This is a genomic window from Achromobacter sp. SX5 (assembly GCF_056711425.1).
This window is the reverse complement of record NZ_CM160041.1, coordinates 3,194,603-3,216,276: the sequence shown is the minus strand read 5'-3', so window position 1 is coordinate 3,216,276 and position 21,674 is coordinate 3,194,603. Positions and strand designations below refer to the sequence as shown.

Annotated in this window: 21 protein-coding genes; 18 read left to right on the top strand and 3 right to left on the bottom strand. The window is 67.9% G+C overall.

The genetic code is table 11. The features are described 5' to 3' along the window. The first annotated feature begins 17 nt into the window (after positions 1–17). From flhC to flhF, 14 genes are all read left to right on the top strand, one after another. Positions 18–599, top strand: coding sequence for a flagellar transcriptional regulator FlhC (flhC, locus tag AC1M14_RS15155; protein WP_111825297.1), 582 nt, complete (start codon positions 18–20; stop codon positions 597–599). Positions 600–728: 129 nt separating this feature from the next. Then, entirely contained in the window at positions 729–1,604 is an 876-nt protein-coding gene (motA, locus tag AC1M14_RS15150) for a flagellar motor stator protein MotA (protein ID WP_102770886.1), read from the top strand. 11 nt (positions 1,605–1,615) lie between these two features. Further along, positions 1,616–2,605: a flagellar motor protein MotB gene (gene motB, locus AC1M14_RS15145; RefSeq protein WP_102770887.1), complete on the top strand. Its 990-nt coding sequence runs from the start codon at positions 1,616–1,618 to the stop codon at positions 2,603–2,605. 2 nt (positions 2,606–2,607) lie between these two features. Continuing rightward, entirely contained in the window at positions 2,608–2,988 is a 381-nt protein-coding gene (locus AC1M14_RS15140; RefSeq protein WP_102770888.1) for a response regulator, read from the top strand. Positions 2,989–3,054: 66 nt separating this feature from the next. Then, positions 3,055–5,139: a chemotaxis protein CheA gene (cheA, locus tag AC1M14_RS15135; RefSeq protein ID WP_479729919.1), complete on the top strand. Its 2,085-nt coding sequence runs from the start codon at positions 3,055–3,057 to the stop codon at positions 5,137–5,139. A gap of 15 nt (positions 5,140–5,154) precedes the next feature. Further along, complete coding sequence (cheW, locus tag AC1M14_RS15130) at positions 5,155–5,655, top strand: chemotaxis protein CheW (RefSeq protein ID WP_102770890.1); 501 nt, start codon at positions 5,155–5,157, stop codon at positions 5,653–5,655. Positions 5,656–5,758: 103 nt separating this feature from the next. Further along, the gene (locus AC1M14_RS15125; RefSeq protein WP_102770891.1) at positions 5,759–7,462 is read left to right on the top strand and encodes a methyl-accepting chemotaxis protein; all 1,704 of its coding nucleotides are present in this window, start codon (positions 5,759–5,761) and stop codon (positions 7,460–7,462) included. A 95-nt stretch (positions 7,463–7,557) separates the two neighbouring features. Beyond that, positions 7,558–8,325 (top strand): CheR family methyltransferase, encoded by a 768-nt coding sequence (locus AC1M14_RS15120; RefSeq protein WP_479731808.1) that lies wholly within the window; start codon positions 7,558–7,560, stop codon positions 8,323–8,325. Between the two features lie 14 nt (positions 8,326–8,339). Further along, complete coding sequence (locus AC1M14_RS15115) at positions 8,340–9,398, top strand: protein-glutamate methylesterase/protein-glutamine glutaminase (protein WP_102770893.1); 1,059 nt, start codon at positions 8,340–8,342, stop codon at positions 9,396–9,398. A 45-nt stretch (positions 9,399–9,443) separates the two neighbouring features. Further along, positions 9,444–9,833 carry a chemotaxis response regulator CheY gene (cheY, locus tag AC1M14_RS15110; RefSeq protein WP_054425971.1) on the top strand — a complete coding sequence of 130 codons (390 nt, stop codon included), beginning with the start codon at positions 9,444–9,446 and terminating at the stop codon, positions 9,831–9,833. 8 nt (positions 9,834–9,841) lie between these two features. Continuing rightward, positions 9,842–10,471, top strand: a complete 630-nt coding sequence (gene cheZ / locus AC1M14_RS15105) for a protein phosphatase CheZ (protein ID WP_102770894.1) — start codon at positions 9,842–9,844, stop codon at positions 10,469–10,471. A gap of 159 nt (positions 10,472–10,630) precedes the next feature. After that, positions 10,631–11,785 (top strand): flagellar biosynthesis protein FlhB, encoded by a 1,155-nt coding sequence (flhB, locus tag AC1M14_RS15100; protein WP_479729918.1) that lies wholly within the window; start codon positions 10,631–10,633, stop codon positions 11,783–11,785. Positions 11,786–11,788: 3 nt separating this feature from the next. Further along, positions 11,789–13,909 carry a flagellar biosynthesis protein FlhA gene (gene flhA, locus AC1M14_RS15095; RefSeq protein ID WP_479729917.1) on the top strand — a complete coding sequence of 707 codons (2,121 nt, stop codon included), beginning with the start codon at positions 11,789–11,791 and terminating at the stop codon, positions 13,907–13,909. After that, a complete protein-coding gene (gene flhF / locus AC1M14_RS15090; RefSeq protein WP_479729916.1) occupies positions 13,906–16,428 on the top strand; it encodes a flagellar biosynthesis GTPase FlhF in 2,523 nt (840 codons plus the stop codon). The genes flhA and flhF overlap by 4 nt, the downstream gene beginning before the upstream one ends. Positions 16,429–16,697: 269 nt before the next feature. Here the strand turns inward: flhF and AC1M14_RS15085 are convergent, their stop codons facing one another. The 3 genes from AC1M14_RS15085 to flgA all read right to left on the bottom strand — a co-directional run bounded on the left by AC1M14_RS15085 (position 16,698) and on the right by flgA (position 18,340). After that, on the bottom strand, positions 16,698–17,180 hold the full coding sequence (locus tag AC1M14_RS15085; protein WP_102770898.1) for a flagella synthesis protein FlgN: 483 nt from the start codon (positions 17,178–17,180) through the stop codon (positions 16,698–16,700). A gap of 35 nt (positions 17,181–17,215) precedes the next feature. Then, complete coding sequence (flgM, locus tag AC1M14_RS15080; RefSeq protein ID WP_102770899.1) at positions 17,216–17,509, bottom strand: flagellar biosynthesis anti-sigma factor FlgM; 294 nt, start codon at positions 17,507–17,509, stop codon at positions 17,216–17,218. A gap of 111 nt (positions 17,510–17,620) precedes the next feature. Then, complete coding sequence (flgA, locus tag AC1M14_RS15075; RefSeq protein WP_479729915.1) at positions 17,621–18,340, bottom strand: flagellar basal body P-ring formation chaperone FlgA; 720 nt, start codon at positions 18,338–18,340, stop codon at positions 17,621–17,623. Positions 18,341–18,516: 176 nt separating this feature from the next. On the opposite strand from flgA, the gene flgB reads away from it, so the two are divergent. The 4 genes from flgB to AC1M14_RS15055 all read left to right on the top strand — a co-directional run bounded on the left by flgB (position 18,517) and on the right by AC1M14_RS15055 (position 21,649). Beyond that, positions 18,517–18,924, top strand: coding sequence for a flagellar basal body rod protein FlgB (flgB, locus tag AC1M14_RS15070; RefSeq protein WP_102771803.1), 408 nt, complete (start codon positions 18,517–18,519; stop codon positions 18,922–18,924). Positions 18,925–18,946: 22 nt separating this feature from the next. Beyond that, positions 18,947–19,366, top strand: a complete 420-nt coding sequence (gene flgC / locus AC1M14_RS15065) for a flagellar basal body rod protein FlgC (RefSeq protein WP_479729914.1) — start codon at positions 18,947–18,949, stop codon at positions 19,364–19,366. Between the two features lie 18 nt (positions 19,367–19,384). After that, positions 19,385–20,083, top strand: coding sequence for a flagellar hook capping FlgD N-terminal domain-containing protein (locus AC1M14_RS15060; RefSeq protein WP_479729913.1), 699 nt, complete (start codon positions 19,385–19,387; stop codon positions 20,081–20,083). Between the two features lie 72 nt (positions 20,084–20,155). After that, complete coding sequence (locus tag AC1M14_RS15055; RefSeq protein WP_479729912.1) at positions 20,156–21,649, top strand: flagellar hook-basal body complex protein; 1,494 nt, start codon at positions 20,156–20,158, stop codon at positions 21,647–21,649. The last annotated feature ends 25 nt before the right edge of the window (positions 21,650–21,674 follow it).

Below are 21,674 nucleotides of genomic sequence, written 5' to 3'. Positions count from 1 at the left end.
GATCCGGAAATATTGTAATGGCCTCCAAGAGCGTATCCCAGGAAGCGGACGACATCCTGCTTGCCAGTTCCATGATCACCCTGGGAGCCCGGCTGCAGGTGCTGGAGGCTGAAACCAGCCTCAGCCACGACCGCCTGGCCCGGTTGTATCGCGAGATCCGCGGCTGCTCGCCGCCCAAGGGCATGCTGCCGTTCTCGGTGGACTGGTTCATGACCTGGCTGCCGAACATCCATTCGTCGCTGTTCTACAACGTGTATTCCTTCCTGAATACGCGCACCAGCAGCAAGGGCATACGCGCCATCATCGACGCCTACCGGCTGTATCTGGAGAACGCCGGCCTGGACAACGCCGAGGCCGCCGAGCCCGTGCTCAGCTTTACCCGCGCCTGGATGCTGGTGCGGTTTTTCGATGGCGGCATGCTGCAGCTGTCGGCCTGCCGCCAGTGCGGCGGCCATTTCATTGCCCATGCCCACGATCCGCAGTCGGATTTCGTGTGCGCGATCTGCCGGCCGCCGCCCCGCGCCGGCAAGACGCGCGCCGCGGCCCGGGCGCGCGCCGGCGCCCGTTGCGCGCCCGCGGCGGACGCCGCGCAGTCCTGAAGGCGGCCCGGCGGGCTGTTTCCAAATACGTCAAAAGCCCTGGAAAACCCCCCGTAACCCACGTTTTTGGAGCGGGGGGAACAGGGGATCATTGACGCCGGTTTTAGACTACGTTGGCAGGGGCCTGATGTGTTGATTGTTATCGGTTTTCTTGTGGTGGCCGTGTCGGTCGTCGGCAGCTTCATCGCGCTGGGCGGCCACCTGGGCGCGCTCTACCAGCCCTTCGAGCTGACGCTCATCTTCGGCGCGGCGTTCGGGGCGTTCCTGGCCAGCAACAGCAAGAAGTCGCTGGCGCTGGTGAAGTCGGCGCTGCCCGACGCGCTCAAGAGTTCGCGCTACGGCAAGGACGTGTACATGGAGCTGATGGCGCTGCTGTACGTGCTGCTGAACAAGGCGCGCCGCGAGGGCCTGATGGCGATCGAATCGCATATCGAGGACCCCGAATCCAGTCCGATTTTCAGCGAGTATCCCCGCATCGCCAAGGACGCGAAGCTCATGGAGTTCATCACGGACTACCTGCGCATCATGATCAGCGGCAACATGAGCTCGTTCGAGATCGAGACCCTCATGGACGAGGAAATCGAGACCTACCGCCACGAGCGCGAAGTGCCGGCGCGGGCGCTGCACCAGATGGCCGACGGCCTGCCGGCCTTCGGCATCGTGGCCGCGGTGCTGGGCGTGATCAAGGCGCTGGCCGCCGTGGACCAGCCGCCAGCCATCCTGGGCGACCTGATCTCCAAGGCCATGGTGGGCACGTTCCTGGGCATTCTGCTGGCCTATGGTTTCGTCGGGCCGCTGGCCTCGCGCATCGAGCGCCGCAGCGACGAGGCCACCAAGGTGCTGGAGTGCATCAAGACCACGCTGCTGGCCAGCATGAACGGCTATCCGCCGCAGCTGGCCGTGGAATTCGGCCGCAAGGTGCTGTTCTCGGCTGTGCGCCCGACCTTCGGTGAGCTGGAAGAGCACGTGCGGCAGGCCAAGTCGGCGACGACCGGCCGCGCCTGACGGAGCCGTCCATGAGCACGGTAAACAACCACCGTGTGGTGATCCGCCGCAAGAAGAGCAAGGGCGGCGGGCACCACGGCGGCAGCTGGAAGATCGCATACGCCGACTTCATCACGGCGATGATGGCGTTCTTCCTGGTGATGTGGCTGATCAGCGTGGTCCCGCGCGAAGAGCTGAAGGGCATCGCGGAGTACTTCCGCATGCCGCTGCGCGTGGCGATCACGGGCGGGCCCAGCAGTTCGGCCGAGACCAGCGCCGTGCCGGGCGGCGGGCAGGACCCGCTACGCAGCGACGGCGACGTGCGCCGCGGCCAGGGCAACCGGGTCGAGTCCCAGCCCATGGGCGATGCCGAGCGCCGCGAGCAGCACCGCCTGGAAAACCTCAAGAAGCGCCTCGAGAACCTGATCGAAACCAGCCCGGTGCTGCAGACCTTCCGGCCGCAGGTGCTGATCGACCTGACCACCGAAGGCCTGCGCATCCAGATCATCGACAACCAGAACCGTCCCATGTTCGCCACCGGGCGCGCCGAGGTGCAGCCCTATATGCGCGACATCCTGCGCGAATTGGGGCCGGTTCTGAACGAGCTGCCCAACAAGGTCAGCATCTCGGGCCATACCGACGCGGCGCAGTACGCCCGCGGCGAGCGCGCCTACAGCAACTGGGAGCTGTCGGCCGACCGCGCCAACGCCTCGCGCCAGGAGCTGGTGGCCGGCGGCATGAACGAAAGCAAGGTCATGCGCATCCAGGGGCTGTCGTCCAGCATGAGCCTGGTTAAAGATGATCCGTATGCCGCCGTTAATAGGCGTATCAGCCTCGTGGTGCTCAATCAGAGCACCCAGCGGCGCATCGAAAGCGAGAACGCCGCGGCAGCGGAAATCACCGCTCGCGACGCCCGCGAGGTGGGAACGGCGGTGGAGGCGGCCCAGGCCGCCGTCCGCGCCACGACGGCAACCAAACCAGGCGCGGCGCAGAGCAACCCGCCCGCCGAAGGGGTTCGATAGCAATGGCGGCAACGATACTGGTGGCGGATGACTCGGCGACGATGCGCATGATCGTCCAGGCGACGCTGACGGGCGCGGGATGGACGGTGGTGACGGCCGGCAACGGCCAGGAAGCGCTGGATCTGGCCAAGCGCCAGCCGGTGGACCTGGTGGTGAGCGACTGGAACATGCCCGTGCTGGGCGGCCTGGGCCTCATCAAGGGCCTGCGCGAGGACGATCGCTACCAGGACGTGCCGGTGCTGGTGCTGACCACCGAGGACGACGTGGACAGCAAGATGGCGGCGCGCGACCTGGGCGTCTGCGGCTGGCTGTCCAAGCCGGTGGACCCGGACGTGCTGGTGGAACTGGCGGCCGAACTGCTCGACGAGCAGGCCGGCGCTTAGAGCCTGTGCGAGGCTTTTTATGGTTAACAGGCCCTGGGCGGGTTCATTTATGAAGGCGTGCGGACTATGAGTTCTGGATTGGACCTCAGTCAGTTTTACGAGACCTTTTTCGACGAGGCGGACGAGCTGCTGGCGCAGATGGAGCAGCTGCTGCTCGAACTGGACGTCGGCGCGCCCGACATCGAGCAGCTGAACGCCATCTTCCGCGCGGCCCATTCGATCAAGGGCGGCGCGGCGACCTTCGGCTGCTTTCAGCAGCTGGCGGGCACCACCCATCTGCTCGAAAACCTGCTGGACGCGATCCGGCGCGGCGAAATGGCGCTGCGCACGGACATGATTGATATTTTCTTGGAAACGAAAGACGTGCTCAAAAGCCAGCTGGATGCATACCGAGCGTCCGAAGAGCCCGATGAAGCCGTGTTTGAGCGTATCTGCGCCGTCCTGAGGCAGCTTGCGCTGGAGCATAAGGACCCCGGCGCCGCGCCAGCCCCGGCCGCGGCCCCGGCGCCCGTAGCCCCGCCTGCGCCGGCTCCCGCGCCGGCCGAACCCGCCGCGTCGGCCGAACCTGCCGTCGAAGGCGCCAGCGTGCCGCTGCGGGTGCGGATCACCAAGGTGTCCGACAAGGACGCGGCGGCGCTGCTCGAAGAGATGGGCAACCTGGGCACGGTCACCGCCAGCGAGCGCGCCGACGGCGCCCTGACGGTCTGGATGGACAGCACATGCACGCCGGACGATATCGAGGCGGTGTGCTGCTTCATCGTCGACGGCGACCAGCTCAGCATCGCGCGCGAGGCCGCCCCGGCGGCCAGCGCACCGGCCGCCCAACCCGCGCCCGCCGCGGCGCCGGCGCCCGCGCCTGCCGCGCCGCCCGTGGTCGCGGAGTCGGCCGCAGCAGCCGAGGCCATCACCCAGGCCGCGCGCGTGGCCCGGCCGGCCGCGCCCGCGCACGCGGACAAGGAATCCACCTCGATTCGCGTCGGCGTCGAGAAGGTCGACCAGGTGATCAACCTGGTGGGCGAACTGGTCATCACGCAGGCGATGCTGGCGCAGACGGCGTCCACGCTGGACCCGGTGCTGCACGACCGCCTGCTCAACGGCATGGAGCAGCTCGAGCGCAACGCGCGCGATCTGCAGGAAGCGGTCATGTCGATCCGCATGATGCCGATGGACTACGTGTTCAGCCGCTTCCCGCGGCTGGTGCGCGACATCGCCAGCAAGATGGGCAAGCAGATCGAGCTGCAGACCTACGGCCGCGCCACCGAACTGGACAAGAGCCTGATCGAGCGCATCATCGACCCGCTCACGCACCTGGTGCGCAACAGCCTGGACCACGGCATCGAGACCCCGGAGCAGCGGGTCGCCGCCGGCAAGGACCCGGTCGGGCAGCTGGTGCTGTCGGCCCAGCACAACGGCGGCAACATCGTGATCGAGGTGAGCGACGACGGCGCCGGGCTGAACCGCGACAAGATCCTCAAGAAGGCCATCGCCCAGGGCCTGGCCGTGAACGAAAACTCGCCCGACGACGAAATCTGGCAGCTGATCTTCGCGCCGGGTTTCTCCACCGCCGAGAAGGTCACGGACATTTCCGGCCGCGGGGTCGGCATGGACGTGGTGCGCCGCAACATCCAGGACATGGGCGGCCACGTGCAGCTGTCATGCGAGCCGGGCAACGGCACCACCACGCGCATCGTGCTGCCGCTGACGCTGGCGATCCTGGACGGCATGTCGGTGCGGGTGGGCGAGGAAACCTTCATCCTGCCGCTGAACCACGTGACCGAATCGCTGCAGCCCACCAATGACCAGATCTATTCGGTGGCGGGCAACGAGCGCGTGATGCACGTGCGCGGCGAATACCTGCCGCTGGTCGAGATGCACCGCGTGTTCTCGGTGGACGGCGCGCAGGCCGATCCCACCCAGGCGATCGCCGTCATCATGCAGGCCGAGGACCGCCGCTTCGCGCTGCTGGTGGACCACCTGATCGGCCAGCACCAGGTGGTGGTCAAGAACCTGGAATCCAACTACCGCAAGGTGCCGGGCATTTCCGCCGCCACCATCCTGGGCGACGGCAGCGTGGCCCTGATCGTCGACGTTTTTGCGCTTGCGCGCGCCAACCGCGAGCGTTGGTCGCAGCCCGAAGCCATTCTGAATTGATGGAGAACCAAGCTCATGGCAGCTAAACCGCAAGCGCCCGCCGCGCGCAATGAAGATGTCGGCAGCGAATTCCTGGTGTTCACGCTGGGCGACGAAGAATACGGGATCGATATCCTGAAGGTGCAGGAGATCCGCGGCTACGACGCCGACACGGTCACGCGCATCGCCAACGTGCCGCCTTTCATCAAGGGCGTGACGAACCTGCGCGGCATCATCGTGCCCATCGTGGACCTGCGCATCAAGTTCAACCTGGGCCGCGTGGACTACACCGAGCAGACCGTGGTCATCATCCTCAACCTGGATCGCCGCGTGGTCGGCATCGTGGTCGACGGCGTGTCCGACGTGCTGATGCTGAACGCCGGCCAGGTCCGCCCGGCGCCGGAATTCGGCGCCACGCTGTCCACGGAATACCTGACCGGCCTGGGCACCGTGGACGAACGCATGCTGATCCTGGTGGATATCGAGAAGCTCATGACCAGCGATGAAATGGCGCTGGTGGAGAAGGCCGCTTCCTGATCGGAAGCGTGGTCGGGACCCGGCCGCAAGCAGGGCAGAGGCGCCATATCCGATCGATGTGGCGCTTTCCTTTAACGATTGCAGTCTAGGAGTGGTGCTTGTGATGCGCAAGTTTTTCGCGAACATGACGATACGCAGCAGCCTGTTGTGGGTGCTGGGGTTTTTCTCATTCATGTTGGTGATAGGGGCGGCGCTCGGCGTCCTGTCCCTGCGCATCAGCAACGGAACGCTGGCGGACATCAAGCAGTCGCAGGAACTCGACGACGCCGTCTCGCGCGTGGTGTCCAGCTACAAGGACACGCTGCACGGCCTGGGCCGGGCGGCCACCTCCAACTATGCGGACATCGTGCGCAACGTCGGCCAGGCCACCTTGCTCAGCAGCGGCCTGTCGTCGGAGGCCAGCGGGCTGCTGGAGCGCGCCAAGGCCTCGATGAACAAGGGCCAGGCCGAGTTCGAGTACTACAAGAGCCTGGCGCGTCCCGATGAGGCCGCCGAATCGCTCAAGGAAATCGACGAGTCCTACGGCGCGCTGGTGCAGCAGGGCCTGAACCCGCTGGTCGCGGCGCTCGAAAAAGCCGACATGCCGGCCTACCAGAAGCAGGTGCAGACCGTGCAGGACGCCCTGGAAGGGCGTTTCGCGCGCGCGATCGAGAGCTTCGACTTCTGGCGCGCCAGCAAGATGATGGACGCCCACGAGGTCGCCCAGGTCCGCTACCAGTTCGTGCTGGTGGCCGTCGGCGTGGGCGGCGCGATCGCCGCCTTGCTGGTGTTCGCCACCTACATATTCCTGCGCCGCCGCGTGCTGCAGCCGCTGAAGGAGGCGGGCAGCCACTTCGACCGCATCGCCGGCGGCGACCTGACGGCCCGCGTCGAAGTGCGCAACACCAACGAAATCGGCCAGCTGTTCGCGGCGCTCAAGCGCATGCAGGAAAGCCTGACGCGCACCGTGGCGTCGGTGCGCCGCGGCGTGGACGAGATTACCGTGGGTTCGCAGGAGATCGCGGCCGGCAATACCGACCTGTCCAGCCGCACCGAGCAGCAGGCGGCCTCGCTGGAAGAAACCGCCGCCTCCATGGAGCAGCTGGCTTCGACGGTCAAGCAGAACGCCGACAATGCGCGCCAGGCCAACCAGCTGGCGGCCAGCGCGTCCGACGTGGCCGAGCGCGGCGGCTCCGCGGTGTCCGAGGTGGTGGGCACGATGGAGCAGATTTCCGCCAGCTCGCGCAAGATTTCTGAAATCGTGTCGGTGATCGACGGCATCGCGTTCCAGACCAACATCCTGGCGCTGAACGCGGCAGTCGAAGCCGCGCGCGCCGGCGAACAGGGCAAGGGCTTTGCCGTGGTGGCGGGCGAGGTGCGCGCGCTGGCGCAGCGCAGCGCCCAGGCGGCCAAGGAAATCAAGGGTTTGATCGAGGATTCGGTGACCAAGGTGGGCGCCGGCTCCGAGCAGGTGGAACGCGCGGGCGCGACCATGCAGGAGATCGTGGCCTCGGTCAAACGCGTGACCGACATCATGGGAGAGATTTCGGCGGCGTCCGAAGAGCAGTCCAGCGGCATCGAGCAGGTCAACCGCGCGGTGTCGCAGATGGACGAGGTGACGCAGCAGAACGCGGCGCTGGTCGAAGAAGCCGCGGCGGCCGCCGGCTCGCTGCAGGAGCAGGCGCTGCGCCTGGCCGATGCGGTGGCGGTGTTCAAGATCAACGCGGGCGAAGTCATCGAAGTGCCGGCCCAGCGCCTGTCGTCGGCGCGGCGCGGCGATGACGATTCACGCCTGCAGGCGCCCGACGCGCTTGCGCTCGGGCACTGAGGACCGCCGTGGCAAGTCCGGCTTACGCGGCCCCGTCCCTGTCGGTGGACCGCCAGTTCGATTTCCGCGACGCCGATTTTTCGCGCGTGCGCAGGATGATCCACGCCCATGCGGGGATCTCCCTGGGCACGCACAAGCGCGAAATGGTCTACAGCCGGCTGGCGCGGCGCCTGCGCGCGCTGGGCCTGCAGGATTTCGGCAGCTATCTGGACCAGCTCGAGAATTCGCCCGGCGCGCCCGAATGGGAAGATTTCGTCAACGCGCTCACCACCAACCTGACTGCCTTCTTCCGCGAGTCGCATCATTTTCCGATCCTGGCCGATTTCGCCAGGCGCCGCGGCGGGCCGGTGTCGGTGTGGTGCTGTGCCGCGTCCACCGGCGAGGAACCGTACTCCATCGCCATGACGCTGGTCGAGGCGCTGGGCCAGCGGGCCGGCTCCAGCACGGTGCTGGCTACCGACATCGACACCAATGTGCTGGCGCGCGCGCGCACCGCCGTCTATCCCGAGGAACGCGTGGCCAAGATGGACGTGGAACGGCTGCGGCGCTTCTTCCTGAAGGGCCGCGGCGCCAACGCCGGGCAGGTGAGGGTGCGGCCGGAAATCGTGGACATGGTGCGCTACGAGACCCTGAACCTGCTGGCGCCGAACTGGGGGCTGGAGGAGCGGTTCGACGCCATCTTCTGCCGCAACGTAATGATTTATTTCGATAAACCCACCCAGGCCAGGATACTGGAACGGTTCGTGCCGCTGCTCAAACCCGGCGGACTGCTGTTTGCGGGCCATTCCGAGAATTTCACCTACATCAGCCGGGACTTTCGCCTGCGAGGGCAGACGGTCTACGAATGTGCGGGCCAGGCCTGAACGGGGCAGTAACCATGAAGAAAATTAGCGTTTTGTGCGTGGACGATTCGGCCCTGGTGCGCGGCTTGATGACCGAGATCATCAACAGCCAGCCGGACATGGAAGTGGTCGCGACCGCGCCGGACCCGCTGGTGGCGCGCGAGCTGATCAAGCGCCACAACCCCGACGTGCTGACCCTGGACGTGGAAATGCCGCGCATGGACGGGCTGGATTTCCTCGAAAAGCTGATGCGGCTGCGGCCCATGCCGGTGGTGATGGTGTCCTCGCTGACCGAGCGCGGCGGCGAAATCACGCTGCGCGCGCTGGAGCTGGGCGCCATCGATTTCGTCACCAAGCCCAAGCTGGGCATCCGCGACGGGCTGCTCGAATACACCGAAATCATCGCCGACAAGATCCGCGCGGCCTCGCGCGCGCGGCTGCGCGCGCCCGCGCCGCACGCGGCCCCGGCGTCGCCGGCGCCCATGCTGCGCCGGCCGCTGGCCAGCTCGGAAAAACTGGTCATCGTCGGCGCGTCCACCGGCGGCACCGAGGCCATCCGCGAAGTCCTGCAGCCGCTGCCGCCGGACAGCCCGGCCATTCTCATCACCCAGCACATGCCCGCCGGCTTCACGCGCTCGTTCGCGCAGCGGCTGGACGCGCTCTGTGCGGTCACGGTGCGCGAGGCCGTGCACGGCGATCGGGTGCTGCCCGGCCACGTGTACCTGGCCCCCGGCGGCGAGACCCACATGCGGCTGGGGCGCAGCGGCGCCAACTACGTGATCGAACTGGAGGCCAGCGAACCCGTGAACCGCCACCGCCCGTCGGTGGACGTGCTGTTCAATTCCGCGGCGGCGGCCGCCGGCAAGAACGCCATCGGCGTCATCCTGACCGGCATGGGCAAGGACGGCGCCGCGGGCATGCTGGCCATGCGCCGCGCCGGGGCCCACACAATCGCGCAGGACGAGGCCAGCTGCGTGGTGTTCGGCATGCCCCGCGAGGCCATCGCCATCGGCGCGGCGGAAGAAGTGGTTTCGTTGTCCGCGATGAGCGAACGCATTCTGACTCGCCTGGGAGACCGCGGCCACCGCGTATGACGCGCGCGCACGGTCGTTCCCAAGCAAACTTTTCTGGAGTAGAAGATGGTAGACAAGGGCATAAAGATTCTGGTGGTGGATGATTTCCCCACCATGCGGCGGATCATCCGCAACCTGCTGAAAGAGCTGGGTTTCGAGAACGTGGACGAGGCCGAGGACGGCGCGATCGGGCTCGAGAAGCTGCGCAACGGCGGCTTTCAGTTCGTGGTGTCGGACTGGAACATGCCCAATCTCGACGGCCTGGAAATGCTCAAGCAGATCCGCGCCGACGCCGCGCTGGCCTCGCTGCCGGTGCTGATGGTCACGGCCGAGGCCAAGAAGGAGAACATCGTGGCGGCGGCCCAGGCCGGCGCCAACGGTTACGTGGTCAAGCCTTTCACCGCGGCGACGCTGGAAGAGAAGCTCACCAAGATCTTCGAGAAAATTGCCGGCTGAGGTGCGCGATGAGCACGGAAACGATTAACCCGGGCGATTCCCCCGACCTGATCCACCGCATCGCCTCGCTGACGCGCATGCTGCGCGACAGCATGCGCGAGCTGGGCCTGGACCAGGCCATCAAGGACGCCGCCAACGCCATTCCCGACGCCCGCGACCGCCTGCGCTACGTGGCGCAGATGACCGAGCAGGCCGCCAACCGGGTGCTGAACGCGACCGAGCAGGCCGGTCCCATCCAGGACGGCCTGACGCGCTCGGCGCAGGCCCTGGACGCGCGCTGGCAGCAATGGTTCGACCAGCCGCTGGAGCTGCCGCAGGCGCGCGAGCTGGTGCAGGACACCCGCGCCTACCTCCAGGACGTGCCCAAGCAGGCGCAGCAGACGCAGTCGCACCTGATGGAAATCATCATGGCGCAGGATTTCCAGGACCTGACGGGCCAGGTGATCATGCGCATGATGGACGTGGTCGGCGCGATCGAGCGCGAGCTGCTGCAGGTGCTGCTGGACAACGTGCCGCAGGAGCGCCGCGAGGAGGCCAACAGCCTGCTCAACGGCCCGCAGATCAGCCCGCAGGGCAAGGCCGACGTGGTCACCAGCCAGGACCAGGTCGACGACCTGCTGGCCAGCCTGGGATTCTGATGCCTGCAAGGGGGAGGGGCGGCCCGGTGCGCGGCGCATCCGGGAATAGCGCCGCTTTCCCCCCGTTTCTTGGCTGATCGCTAAAGCCCCGGGCCTCCTAGAATCTCCGCGGGCCGCTCGCAATCCCCGAATCCGCGAGCGGCGACGACACCGCAGAGCATGGCCGAAGAAAGCGACCTCGAAAAAACCGAAGCCGCCTCTCCCAGGCGCCTGGAAAAGGCGCGCGAGGAGGGGCAGATTGCGCGTTCCCGCGAGCTGGGCACGTTCATGATGCTGGCTGCGGGCGTGGGCGCGATCTGGGCCGGAAGCGGGGCGCTGTACCGGTCGCTGACCGGCGTGCTGCGTAACGGTCTGGGATTCGACCGGCGCGTGGTCTCGGACCCGGGCGCCATGGTGCAGGGGGCGGTCGACGGCTTCGGCCAGATCCTGCTGGTGCTCTTGCCGATCTTCGGGCTGCTGGCGGTGGTCGCGGTGCTGTCGAGCGTGCTGCTGGGCGGCATCGTCATCTCGGGCAAGCCGCTGCAATTCAATTTTTCCAAGCTCAGTCCGCTGTCGGGCTTCAAGCGCATGTTCTCCTCGCAGACCGTGGTGGAGCTGATCAAGGCGCTGGCCAAGGCCGGCCTGGTGGGCGGGGTCGCGGTATGGGTGATCTGGCGCTACCACGACGACATGCTGAGCCTGATGCACGTGGCGCCGTCGGCGGCGCTGACCCGCGCGCTGACGCTGGTGGCCATGTGCTGCGCCTTCATCGTGGCCTCGCTGCTGGTCATCGTGCTGCTGGACGTGCCCTGGCAGATCTGGAGCCACCTGAAAAAGCTGCGCATGTCCAAGGAGGACGTGCGCCAGGAACACAAGGAAAGCGAGGGCGATCCCCACGTCAAGGCCCGCATCCGCCAGCAGCAGCGCCAGGCGGCGCGCCGGCGCATGATGGCCGAGGTGCCCAAGGCCGACGTGGTGGTTACCAACCCCACCCATTACGCCGTCGCGCTGCGCTATGAAGAAGGCAAGAACGGCGCGCCCCGCGTGCTGGCCAAGGGCACCGGCCTGATCGCCGCCAAGATCCGGGAACTGGCGGCCGAGCACCGCATCCCCACTCTGGAGGCCCCGTCGCTGGCGCGCGCTCTGCATCAACACGTCGAGCTGGGACAGGAAATCCCGGCCGAGCTATATACCGCGGTGGCAGAAGTGCTGGCGTGGGTTTTCCAGCTGCGTTCCTGGCGCTCCGGATGGGGAGCCGAACCGGTCGCCCCGACCCGGCTGGCCGTGCCCGCCGAGCTGGACCCGCTGTCCGACACCGCAGCACAAGGAGCTTGAGGAATGAGCGCTTTGCTCACCATGTTGAAAAGTAACGGAGCCGTGCATGCGCGGCTGCTGGCCGGCCCCATCCTGATCGTGATGGTGCTGGGCATGATGGTGCTGCCGCTGCCCACCTTCCTGCTGGACCTGCTGTTCACCTTCAACATCGCCTTGTCCGTGATGATCCTGCTGGTGGCCATGTTCACGCGCAAGCCGCTGGACTTCGCCGCGTTCCCGGCCGTGCTGCTGTTCGCCACGCTGCTGCGCCTGTCGCTGAACGTGGCCTCCACCCGCGTGGTGCTGCTCAACGGCCACACCGGCCCGGACGCGGCCGGCAAGGTGATCGAGGCCTTCGGCCACTTCCTGGTGGGCGGCAACTTCGCCGTGGGCATCATCGTTTTCGTGATCCTGACCATCATCAACTTCATCGTCATCACCAAGGGCGCGGGGCGTATCGCCGAAGTGGGAGCGCGCTTCACCCTGGACGCCATGCCCGGCAAGCAGATGGCCATCGACGCCGACCTGAACGCCGGCCTGATCGGCGAGGACGAGGCGCGCAAGCGCCGCGCGGAGGTGGCCCAGGAGTCGGACTTCTTCGGCTCGATGGACGGCGCCAGCAAGTTCGTGCGCGGCGACGCCATCGCCGGCCTGCTCATCATGGCGATCAACGTCATCGGCGGCCTGGTCGTGGGCGTGGCGCAGCACGACATGTCGATGGGCGAATCGGCGCGCGTCTATACGTTGCTGACCATCGGCGACGGCCTGGTGGCGCAGATCCCGGCGCTGGTGATTTCCACCGCGGCCGGCGTGGTGGTGTCGCGGGTCTCGACCGACCAGGACATCGGCCAGCAGATGATCAGCCAGCTGTTCTCCAATCCCAGTGTGCTGTTCCTGACGGCCGGCATCATCGGCATCATGGGGCTGATCCCCAACATGCCGCACGTGGCCTTCCTGACCCTGGCCGGCGCGCTGGCCTGGGGCGGCTGGATGCTGCACAAGCGCAAGACCGCCGCCGCGGCCGCCGCCGCCGAGGTTCCCCCGCAGGCCATCACCCAGGCCCAGGCCGCCGCGGCCGAGGCCAGCTGGGACGACGTCTCCATGGTGGACCAGCTCGGGCTGGAGGTCGGCTACCGCCTGATCCCGCTGGTAGACCACGCCCAGAACGGCGAACTGCTGCACCGCATCCGCAGCCTGCGCAAGAAATTCGCGCAGGACGTGGGCTTTCTGCCGCCGGTCGTGCACATCCGCGACAACCTCGAGCTCAAGCCCAACGACTACCGCATCCTGCTCTCGGGCGTGGAAGTGGGCCACGGCGTGGCCATGCCGGGTCAGTGGCTGGCCATCGACCCGGGCGGCGTGACCATGCAGATCAAGGGCACCCCGACCACCGATCCGGCCTTCGGCCTGCCGGCGCTGTGGATCGACGGCAGCCTGCGCGACCAGGCCCAGGTGGCCGGCTACACCGTGGTCGACGCCGGCACCGTGGTCGCCACCCACCTGAACCACCTGATGCACCGCCACGGCTCGAACCTGCTGGGCCGCCAGGAAGTGCAGCAGCTGCTCGACCGCATCGGCCGCGACGCGCCCAAGCTGGTCGAGGACCTGGTGCCCAAGACCCTGTCGCTCACCGTGCTGCAGAAGGTCCTGCAGGGCCTGCTGGCCGAAGAAGTGCCGATCCGCGACATGCGCACCATCATCGACACCCTGTCCGAGCACGGCCCGCGCCTGGCGGCGCAGGCTGCCGGCGCCGGCAGCCTGCCCGACATCAACGAACTCATCGCGCTCACGCGCCGGTCGCTGGGCCGCGCCATCACGCAGCAGTGGTTCCCGGGAGAGGGCGAACTGCGGGTCATCGGCCTGGACGTCAAGCTCGAACGCGTGCTGTCGCAGGCCATGACGACCAGCGGCGGCCTGGAGCCGGGCCTTGCCGATACGCTGCTGCGCGAAACGCAGGCCGCCGTCGAGCGCCAGGAATCGCAGGGCAACGCGCCGGTGCTGCTGGTGTCGCCCGTGCTGCGCGCGCCGCTGTCGCGCTTCCTGCGCCACCATCTGCCGCAGCTGGGCGTGCTGTCGAACACTGAAATACCCGATGAGCGCATGGTCCGCGTGACCGCGCTGATCGGCGGAGGTAATGGGGCATGAAGATAAGCCGTTTCTTTGGGATCAACAGCCGCGAAGTGATGCGCCAGGTGCGCCAGGCCCTGGGTCCGGACGCGCTGATCGTGTCGAACCGCAGCGTGGAAGGCGGCGTCGAGGTGCTGGCGACGGTGGACGAGGCCTATGACGAGACGCCGGCGCACACCGCTCCGGCGGCGGCTCCGGCGCCCGCGCCGGCGCGCTCCATCGCCGCCTACCGCTCGGCGTACGAGGCGCCGGCCCAGCCGCAGGCCATGCCCGATCCCATTCCCAGTCCCATCCCTGCGCCCAGCTCGGCAGCCAGCGCGATTCCCATGCCCATGCCCACGCCCGCGCCGGCTCCCGCGCCGTCGATGGCGCGCATGCCCGACGCCCCGCTGCGCCAGCCTCCGGCCATGCCGCAACCGGCCTTGTCCGGCGACGCCGCGGCTGGCCTGCAGGACGCCATCAGCGCCTTGCGCGGCGCGCTGGAAAGCCGCATGGACGGCCTGATCTGGGGTTCGCGCCAGGGGCCGGGCCGCGAGCCTGCTGCCGCGGCGCTGTTCCGCAGCCTGCTGGATGCCGGCTTCAGCACCAAGCTGGTACGCACGCTGGTCGAGCGCCTGCCCGAGGGCATGACGCCGCAGTCCGCGCTGGACTGGGCGCGCAACGAACTGGTCACGCACCTGCCGGTGCTGCGCTCGGAAGACGAATTCCTGGGCGGCGGGGTCTATGCCCTGGTCGGCCCCACCGGCGTGGGCAAGACCACCACGCTGGCCAAGCTGGCCGCGCGCTGCGTGGCGCGCGAGGGCCGCGATCAGGTGGCGATGCTGACCACCGACAATTTCCGGATCGGCGCGCTGGAGCAATTGCAGATCTACGGCCGCCTGATGGGCGTGCCGGCCCATTCGGTGCGCGACGCGGGCGAGCTGCGCCGCGTCCTGGGCGAGCTGGGCAGCCGCAAGATCGTGCTGATCGACACCACCGGCATCAGCCAGCGCGACCGCCAGGTGGCCGAGCAGGCGGCGATGCTGTGCAACGCCGGCAAGCCGGTGCGCCGGCTGCTGGTGCTCAACGCCGCCAGCCAGGGCGATACGCTGGACGAAGTCGCGCACGCCTATCGCAACGGCGTGGGCGAGGACGTGGCCGGCTGCATCATCACCAAGCTGGACGAGGCCACCCGCCTGGGCGCGGCGCTGGACACGGCCATCCGCCACCGCCTGCCGATCCATTACGTCTCGGTCGGGCAGAAGGTGCCGGAGCACATGGAGCTGGCCCGCGCCGACGCGCTGGTGGACCGGACGTTCTCCATGGTCGAGCGGGCGCGCGCGCTGTACACGCCCAGCGAAGCCGACCTGGCCTCGCTGGTGCCGGCCGCGCGCGAGGCCGAAAGCGCCGACCCGGCGCGCCGCCGCCAACTGCTGGCCTCGGCCATCCTGCGTCCGCAGGGCGCGGCGGCCTCGGTCGACGCCGCGCAGAACCTGGACGACACCATCGCCTGGCTGGAGAACGACGCGGCCTGCGTGCAGGCGCGCGCCGCCTGGCGCGAGTACGTGGGCGACGGCGCCACGCTGGCGGCGCTGGGCGACGAGCCGGCGGCCATGGTGCGCCGCGAATTTTCGGCCGTCTGCGGCCGCCACCTGCTGGCCGTGCACGGCAAGGCCGCCATGCAGGGCGAAGGCCTGCCCGGCGGCGCGCTGCTGGGCACGCTGCTCATGAGCGACCGCGGCGCGGCGCTGGCCGCGCCCGCGCAGCAGCTGGCGCTGGCGCACGGCACGCTGGCCTCGTTCGCGCCGGCGCAGCCGGCCCAGGCCGACGCGGCCGTGGCGCTGCAGGCGCGGGTGGAATGGCTGGGTGGCAAGCTGGAGCGCCTGCCGGTGGTGCATATGCTGGAGTCCGGCACGGCGGCCCTGTGGCCGGCGTTGAGCGGGCAGGGCGTGTCGTGGGTGGCGCGCTGCGCCGGCGGCCAGCGCGTGATCCAGGACGACTGCCCCACCAATCTGAACGCCGTGGGCAAAAGCCTGGGCTATCTGCCCGTGGGCCAGCCCGGCGACATGCCGGGCCTGTACGCCGCGTCCGGAAACGGGCGCGTGCCGCTGGCGCTGTGGGCCTCGGGCACGGAAGTCGCGCTGCCCGGCCGCGGCGAGCGCGCGCCGCTGCGGCTGGTCTGCGCCCGCCTGATCGACACGGTCAGCGGCGAGGTGGCCGGGCAACTGTTCGGCATGACCAACCTGCCGGCCTCCCAGGCCGACGCCGCCACGGTGGCGCGCTGGCTGGTGCTGCAGAATGAAGCCCGCGCCGCGTTCCGCTTCATGCCCGCCGCATGGCAGGCGCTGCCCGCCGTCGATGGTCCGCACGCGCTGGCGCGCCAGGCCCTGATGGCCGGCCAGCTGGCCGCCGCGTCCTGGCAGCTGGCGCATTCTCCGGCCGCCGCCATGGCGCAGCAGCCCCTGTCGGGCATCATGGGCACCGAGCGCAAGCTACCCGCCCGCCTGCTGCCGGTGGCGTTGCTGAAGATGTACGCGCTGCTGGAGATGACGGCGTAATGGCGGGAGAATGATGGCGCAATGACGATGCAATGGCGTAGGATGGGTGCAGCGCGAGAATGCTCTACGCAAGAAAGCAGGCATGCAGCGCGCGTAACCCATCGGCCGGCGAAAGCCGGCTTTTTTCTGGGCAAAAATATTCTTGGCGCTACGAAAAGCGGCGGCTTTCGCCGCCTGATGGGTTACGCGCGCTCGACACTTGAGTTCTTGTGTAAAGCATTCTCGCGCTGCACCCATCCTACCGGCCCACCGGGCCCTCCCGCTGGCCCTTAACCCGCCACAATAGGCTTGCGGCCCGGGGCGCTGCGGGCGCCGCGGCCGCGGGCGTCGTAGGTGGCGGGAGCGCCGGCGGCGCCGAGGTTGCGCAGGGCGTCCAGCGATTGCTGGGTGTAGCGCAGGTGCACGTCGATCAGGGCGCCGTTGCGCAGATTGATTTCATTGGCGCTGGCCGATTTGGCCAGCAGAGCCTGCCAGACTTCCGCCAGTTGCGGGTGCAGCACGGCTGCCTGTTCGGTGCCGGCGTGGCCGGCGGGCAGGCCGATTTCGGCCAGCAGGCCGTCGCGCGTCTGGCTGAGGTCCACGAGCTTGCGCGCCACGCTGCTCTTGCGTTCGGTGATCTCCTGCAGTCCGCCGATATTGGCCGGGCCCACCAGCACCTCGGTCTCTTCTTCCAGGATGGCGGAGAACTCGGTGATCAGGGCGTCTTCCTGCCGCATGCAGGATTGCAGGGAGTCGACGGTGTGCGCGGTCATGCTGGGACTCGGGTAGGGAAGGGTTGCGGGGCGGCCTATTTGAGCAGGTCGCGGGCGCTGGCGATCAGGCTGTCGGCGATGCGGCCGGTGTCGATCTTGAGCTGGCCCGAGGCGATGGCGGCGCGGATGGCGGCCACGCGCTCGACGTTGATGTCGTTGGAGCCGTCCTGCAGCGCAAGCATCTTGCGCGAGGCCGAGCTCAGCGCCACCTGCGAGCTGCTGCTGCCGCTGGCGCTGCCGGCGCCATAGGCCTGGGCGACCGCGGACTCGGGGCGGTTGCCCAGGGCTTCCGCCGAGAGGGGCCGGTTGGTGGTGGTTGTGATTTTCAAGATTATCTCCGCAGGGCGTCCAGATCCGCCTACTTATGCCTGGGTAACGACAGGGCCGGGACGAACTTTAGGGCAGGCGGGGCTTTGGCGCAACGCGACATGTAACAACTTCTACAGCTGCATTTCAACCAGGCCGGCATTGCGCACGATGCCGCTGACCACCTGGCCGTTGGCGGTGCGCACCTGCACCATGGAGCCGGGCGCGGCGTTTTCCAGCGCCTCGCCTTCGCTGCTGACCACGAAGCCGTTGCCGCGGGCGTTGATGCGCACGTTGGAGCCGCGCAGCACCGACTGGGCGCTGCGCAGCGAAGCGCTGCGGATCGTCTGCCCGGCGTTGATCCGGTAGGCGGCGCTCATGCCGGCCACGGCCTGCGGGTCGGTGATGGCGCCGCGGGGCAGGGCCACCAGGTCGCCGTCGCGCGGGGCCAGGTCGTCCGGGCTGAGGGGTTGGCCGGCGGCGATCGGGCGGGCGGCGACGTAATACTGGCCGGGCACGCTGACCGTGGCCTGCACGTAGGTGGTCCAGGGCGCCGGCGCGTTGCAGCGCACCCCGACGGTCATGCGCGGGCGCAGCTTCATGCCGGACGGCAGAAATGGGGACATGGCATCGCAAGGCGTCAGGCCCTGCGCCCGCGGCGGATCGATGGCGATTACCGGCTGGCCGGGCAGCGCGGACAGCTGATCCAGCAGATAGGCCTGCGCGGCCTGCGCGATGGCCTCGGCGGGCTGGAGCTGGGGCTGGACCTGCTGGGCCTGCGCGCCCGCCAGGGGCAGCAGCGCGGCGGCCAGGCAGGCGGCGCCCGCGTGTAGGCGTCTTGCGGTGCTTTGCATGATGCATGAATTGTAGAAGTGCGCCGCGCCCGGCAAGACCTGAATTGGATGAGAAATAACGGTTTATTTGGCTGATTGTGGCGCGCCGCGGACCCCTATCATGCCGTCATCCAATGGGATACCGGCGCGTCCGGCCTCCCGTGCCCACCCGAATTGCAATGCACCAAGGCGCCACGATGCTAGACAGGCTTAACGAAGATTTCCGCTTCTTCCAGCAGTCCCTGGGGCTGCGCGCGCAACGCCAGGAAGTGCTGTCGTCGAACATCGCCAACGCCGACACGCCCAACTACAAGGCGCGCGATTTCGACTTCAAGACGGCGATGGCCAACGCCATGGAAGGCAGCAAGCGCCTGGCCGACACCTCGCTCACGCTGACCTCGGCGCGCCACATCCCGGCCAAGGCCGTGTCGCAAGGCCCCACCGAACTCCTGTACCGCCTGCCGTACCAGCCCAGCCTGGATGGCAACACGGTGGACATGGACATCGAGCGCGTGCAGTTCGCCGATAACACCTTGCATTACCAGAGCACCATGCAGCTGCTGTCAGGCCGTATCCGGACCATGATGGCCGCCATCCAGGAATGATTACTGAACGGAGCGCCAGGCCATGTCCCTGTTAAGCATTTTCGATATCGCCGGTTCGGCGCTGAGCGCGCAGTCGCAGCGCATGAACGTCGCCGCCAGCAACATGGCCAACGCCGACAGCGTGGTCGGCCCCGACGGCCAGCCCTACCGGGCGCGCCAGGTCGTGTTCCAGGTCAATCCGGCCGCCGGCCAGGCGCTGGGCCAGGAAATCGGCGGCGTGCGCGTGGCGGGCGTGGTCCAGGACCAGTCGCCGCTCAAGCGCGTCTACGACCCGCAGCACCCCATGGCCGACGAGCAGGGCTACGTCAGCATGCCCAACGTCGATCCGGTGGCCGAGACGGTCAACATGATCGCGGCCTCGCGTTCGTACCAGGCCAACGTCGAGGTGCTGAACACCGCCAAGGCGCTGATGCAGAAAACGCTGACCATCGGCCAGTCCTAATTTTGAGCAAGTGAATTCATGTCCACTATCGACCAAACCACCAGCCAGACCGGCCTGGGGCTCGCCCAGACCGGCGCCAACTCCAACAGCGCGGCGCAAGGCCTGCAGGACCAGTTCCTGACGCTGCTGGTGACGCAGCTGCAGAACCAGGACCCGCTCAACCCCATGCAGAACGCCGAGCTGACTTCCCAGCTTGCGCAGATCTCCACGGTGGAAGGCATCACCAACCTGAAGAACACCATGCTGGCCATCAGCGGCCAGATCGACGTGTCGCAGTCGATGAACGCCGTGGCGATGATCGGCAAGGGCGTGCTGATCCCGGGCACCAAGGTCAAGGTCGGCGTGGACGGCGACAACGGCGCCGAGCGGGTGGTCACGCCCTACGGCGTGGACCTGCAGGGCGACGCCGCCAAGGTCCAGGTGCGGATTTCGGACTCCAACGGCGTGGTGGTGCGCACCATCGAGCTGGGCGAGCAGGAAACCGGCGTCTACACGCTCAGCTGGGACGGCAAGAACGACAGCGGCGTGGCGCTGGAGCCGGGCGCTTACAACGTGTCCATCCTGGCCACGGACGCCGACGGCAAGAAGGTGAATTCGGAAGTGCTGAGCTACGGCCAGGTCAAGAGCGTGGGGTACTCCACCAATGGCCTGCGCCTGGACCTGGGCCTGGACGGCCAGACCAGCATGCTGGATGTGCGCAAGGTGATCGGCGCCTGAGGCGGGCGCGGCGTATCGGTGCCGGCGCACGCGCGGCGGCTTCACTCAGTTTAAGGATTAGCGAGAGAAAACATGGGCTTCGGACAAGGATTGAGCGGCTTGAACGCCGCGGCGCAGAACCTGGACGTGATCGGCAACAACATCGCCAACTCGGGCACCGTCGGCTTCAAGTCGTCGGCCGCCTCGTTCGCGGACGTCTACGCCAGTTCGCGCGTCGGCCTGGGCGTGAAGGTCGCCGGCATCAGCCAGCGCTTCACGGTGGGCACGGTCAACGGCGGCGGCGGTGAATACGACATCGCCATCGACGGCGCCAAGGGCATGTTCCGCGTCACCGACCAGAGCGGCGCGGTCATGTACACCCGCAACGGCGAATTCCTGGTCGACAAGAACAACTTCATCGTCAACGCCCAGGGCTACCGCCTGACCGGCTACCCGGCCGGCGCGGTCGGCGCCAACCCGGTCGAGCTGCAGCTGCCCACCGCCAACGTGGCGCCCAAGGCGACCGGTTCGAGCACGACCGTGGCCAATCTGGACGCCAACGCCAAGGTGGTGTACCAGACGGATACGGAAACGGCGGCCGCCGTGCCGGGCGAAGTCACGCTGGGCGGCGTGGATTACACGTTCACGCGCAACGCCGACGGCGACGCCGTGCTGGTCGACGCCAACGGGGACCCGGCGCCTACCGGCACCGTGACCGAAGGCTCGACCACGATCACCATCGGCGCGGGCGGCGTGGTCGCCCAGAACCTGTCCGCCATCCCCGGTTTCGTGGAATACACCGCGGCGGTCATCGAACCCGGCCGCCCGTTCGACCCGACGATCTCCAGCAGCTACACCAGCGCCTCGCCCATGACCGTGTACGACTCCCTGGGCAATTCGCACCAGGTGATGCAGTACTTCGTCAAGCGTCCGTCCGAAGGCGGCGCCAGCGTGTACGAGGTCTATTACACGATGGACGGCAAGGCCATGCAGCCGACCACGCAGGGCACCGACGGCACCTGGAGCAGCGGCCCCAACCAGAATTCGCTCACCAAGCTCACCTTCAACAACGCCGGCACGCTGACCAGCGCGCCGGTGGTGAACCTGCGCTTCGAGCAGCCCGGCGGCAACACCACGCCCGCCGATCCGCTGACGATCGCCATGAACTACACCGGCACCACCCAGTACGGCAGCGACTACAAGCTGGTCGCCAAGCCCGACGGCTACAGCTCCGGCGAATTCAGCGGCATCAACATCGGCGGCGACGGCAGCCTGGTGGCCAGCTACACCAACGGCCAGACCCAGGTGGTCGGCACCATCGTGCTGGCCGACTTCTCCAACCTGCAGGGCCTGCAGCCGGTGGGCAACAACGCCTGGACCGAAACCGCCGCTTCCGGCCAGCCCATCCTGGGCCAGCCGGGCACCAACGGCATGTCCACGGTGGTGGGCCAGGCGACGGAATCGTCCAACGTCGACATGAGCAAGGAACTGGTCAACATGATCATCGCGCAGCGCACCTACCAGGCGAACTCGCAGACGATCAAGACCCAGGACGAAATCATGCAGGTGCTCATGAATCTGAAGTAGAGCCCACCCCCGGAGCGCCTGCGGC

What these genes read in the sequence shown, in the direction of transcription:
- motB (WP_102770887.1), top strand. Translation starts at nt 1,616, where the DNA reads ATGAGCACGGTAAACAACCACCGTGTGGTGATCCGCCGCAAGAAGAGC.
- flgC (WP_479729914.1), top strand. Translation starts at nt 18,947, where the DNA reads ATGTCCCTGTTAAGCATTTTCGATATCGCCGGTTCGGCGCTGAGCGCG.
- flhA (WP_479729917.1), top strand. Translation starts at nt 11,789, where the DNA reads ATGAGCGCTTTGCTCACCATGTTGAAAAGTAACGGAGCCGTGCATGCG.
- cheA (WP_479729919.1), top strand. Translation starts at nt 3,055, where the DNA reads ATGAGTTCTGGATTGGACCTCAGTCAGTTTTACGAGACCTTTTTCGAC.
- cheZ (WP_102770894.1), top strand. Translation starts at nt 9,842, where the DNA reads ATGAGCACGGAAACGATTAACCCGGGCGATTCCCCCGACCTGATCCAC.
- flhB (WP_479729918.1), top strand. Translation starts at nt 10,631, where the DNA reads ATGGCCGAAGAAAGCGACCTCGAAAAAACCGAAGCCGCCTCTCCCAGG.
- cheY (WP_054425971.1), top strand. Translation starts at nt 9,444, where the DNA reads ATGGTAGACAAGGGCATAAAGATTCTGGTGGTGGATGATTTCCCCACC.
- cheW (WP_102770890.1), top strand. Translation starts at nt 5,155, where the DNA reads ATGGCAGCTAAACCGCAAGCGCCCGCCGCGCGCAATGAAGATGTCGGC.
- AC1M14_RS15085 (WP_102770898.1), bottom strand. Translation starts at nt 17,180, where the DNA reads ATGACCGCGCACACCGTCGACTCCCTGCAATCCTGCATGCGGCAGGAA.
- AC1M14_RS15140 (WP_102770888.1), top strand. Translation starts at nt 2,608, where the DNA reads ATGGCGGCAACGATACTGGTGGCGGATGACTCGGCGACGATGCGCATG.
- AC1M14_RS15125 (WP_102770891.1), top strand. Translation starts at nt 5,759, where the DNA reads ATGCGCAAGTTTTTCGCGAACATGACGATACGCAGCAGCCTGTTGTGG.
- AC1M14_RS15055 (WP_479729912.1), top strand. Translation starts at nt 20,156, where the DNA reads ATGGGCTTCGGACAAGGATTGAGCGGCTTGAACGCCGCGGCGCAGAAC.
- flgA (WP_479729915.1), bottom strand. Translation starts at nt 18,340, where the DNA reads ATGCAAAGCACCGCAAGACGCCTACACGCGGGCGCCGCCTGCCTGGCC.
- flgB (WP_102771803.1), top strand. Translation starts at nt 18,517, where the DNA reads ATGCTAGACAGGCTTAACGAAGATTTCCGCTTCTTCCAGCAGTCCCTG.
- AC1M14_RS15120 (WP_479731808.1), top strand. Translation starts at nt 7,558, where the DNA reads ATGATCCACGCCCATGCGGGGATCTCCCTGGGCACGCACAAGCGCGAA.
- flhC (WP_111825297.1), top strand. Translation starts at nt 18, where the DNA reads ATGGCCTCCAAGAGCGTATCCCAGGAAGCGGACGACATCCTGCTTGCC.
- AC1M14_RS15115 (WP_102770893.1), top strand. Translation starts at nt 8,340, where the DNA reads ATGAAGAAAATTAGCGTTTTGTGCGTGGACGATTCGGCCCTGGTGCGC.
- AC1M14_RS15060 (WP_479729913.1), top strand. Translation starts at nt 19,385, where the DNA reads ATGTCCACTATCGACCAAACCACCAGCCAGACCGGCCTGGGGCTCGCC.
- flhF (WP_479729916.1), top strand. Translation starts at nt 13,906, where the DNA reads ATGAAGATAAGCCGTTTCTTTGGGATCAACAGCCGCGAAGTGATGCGC.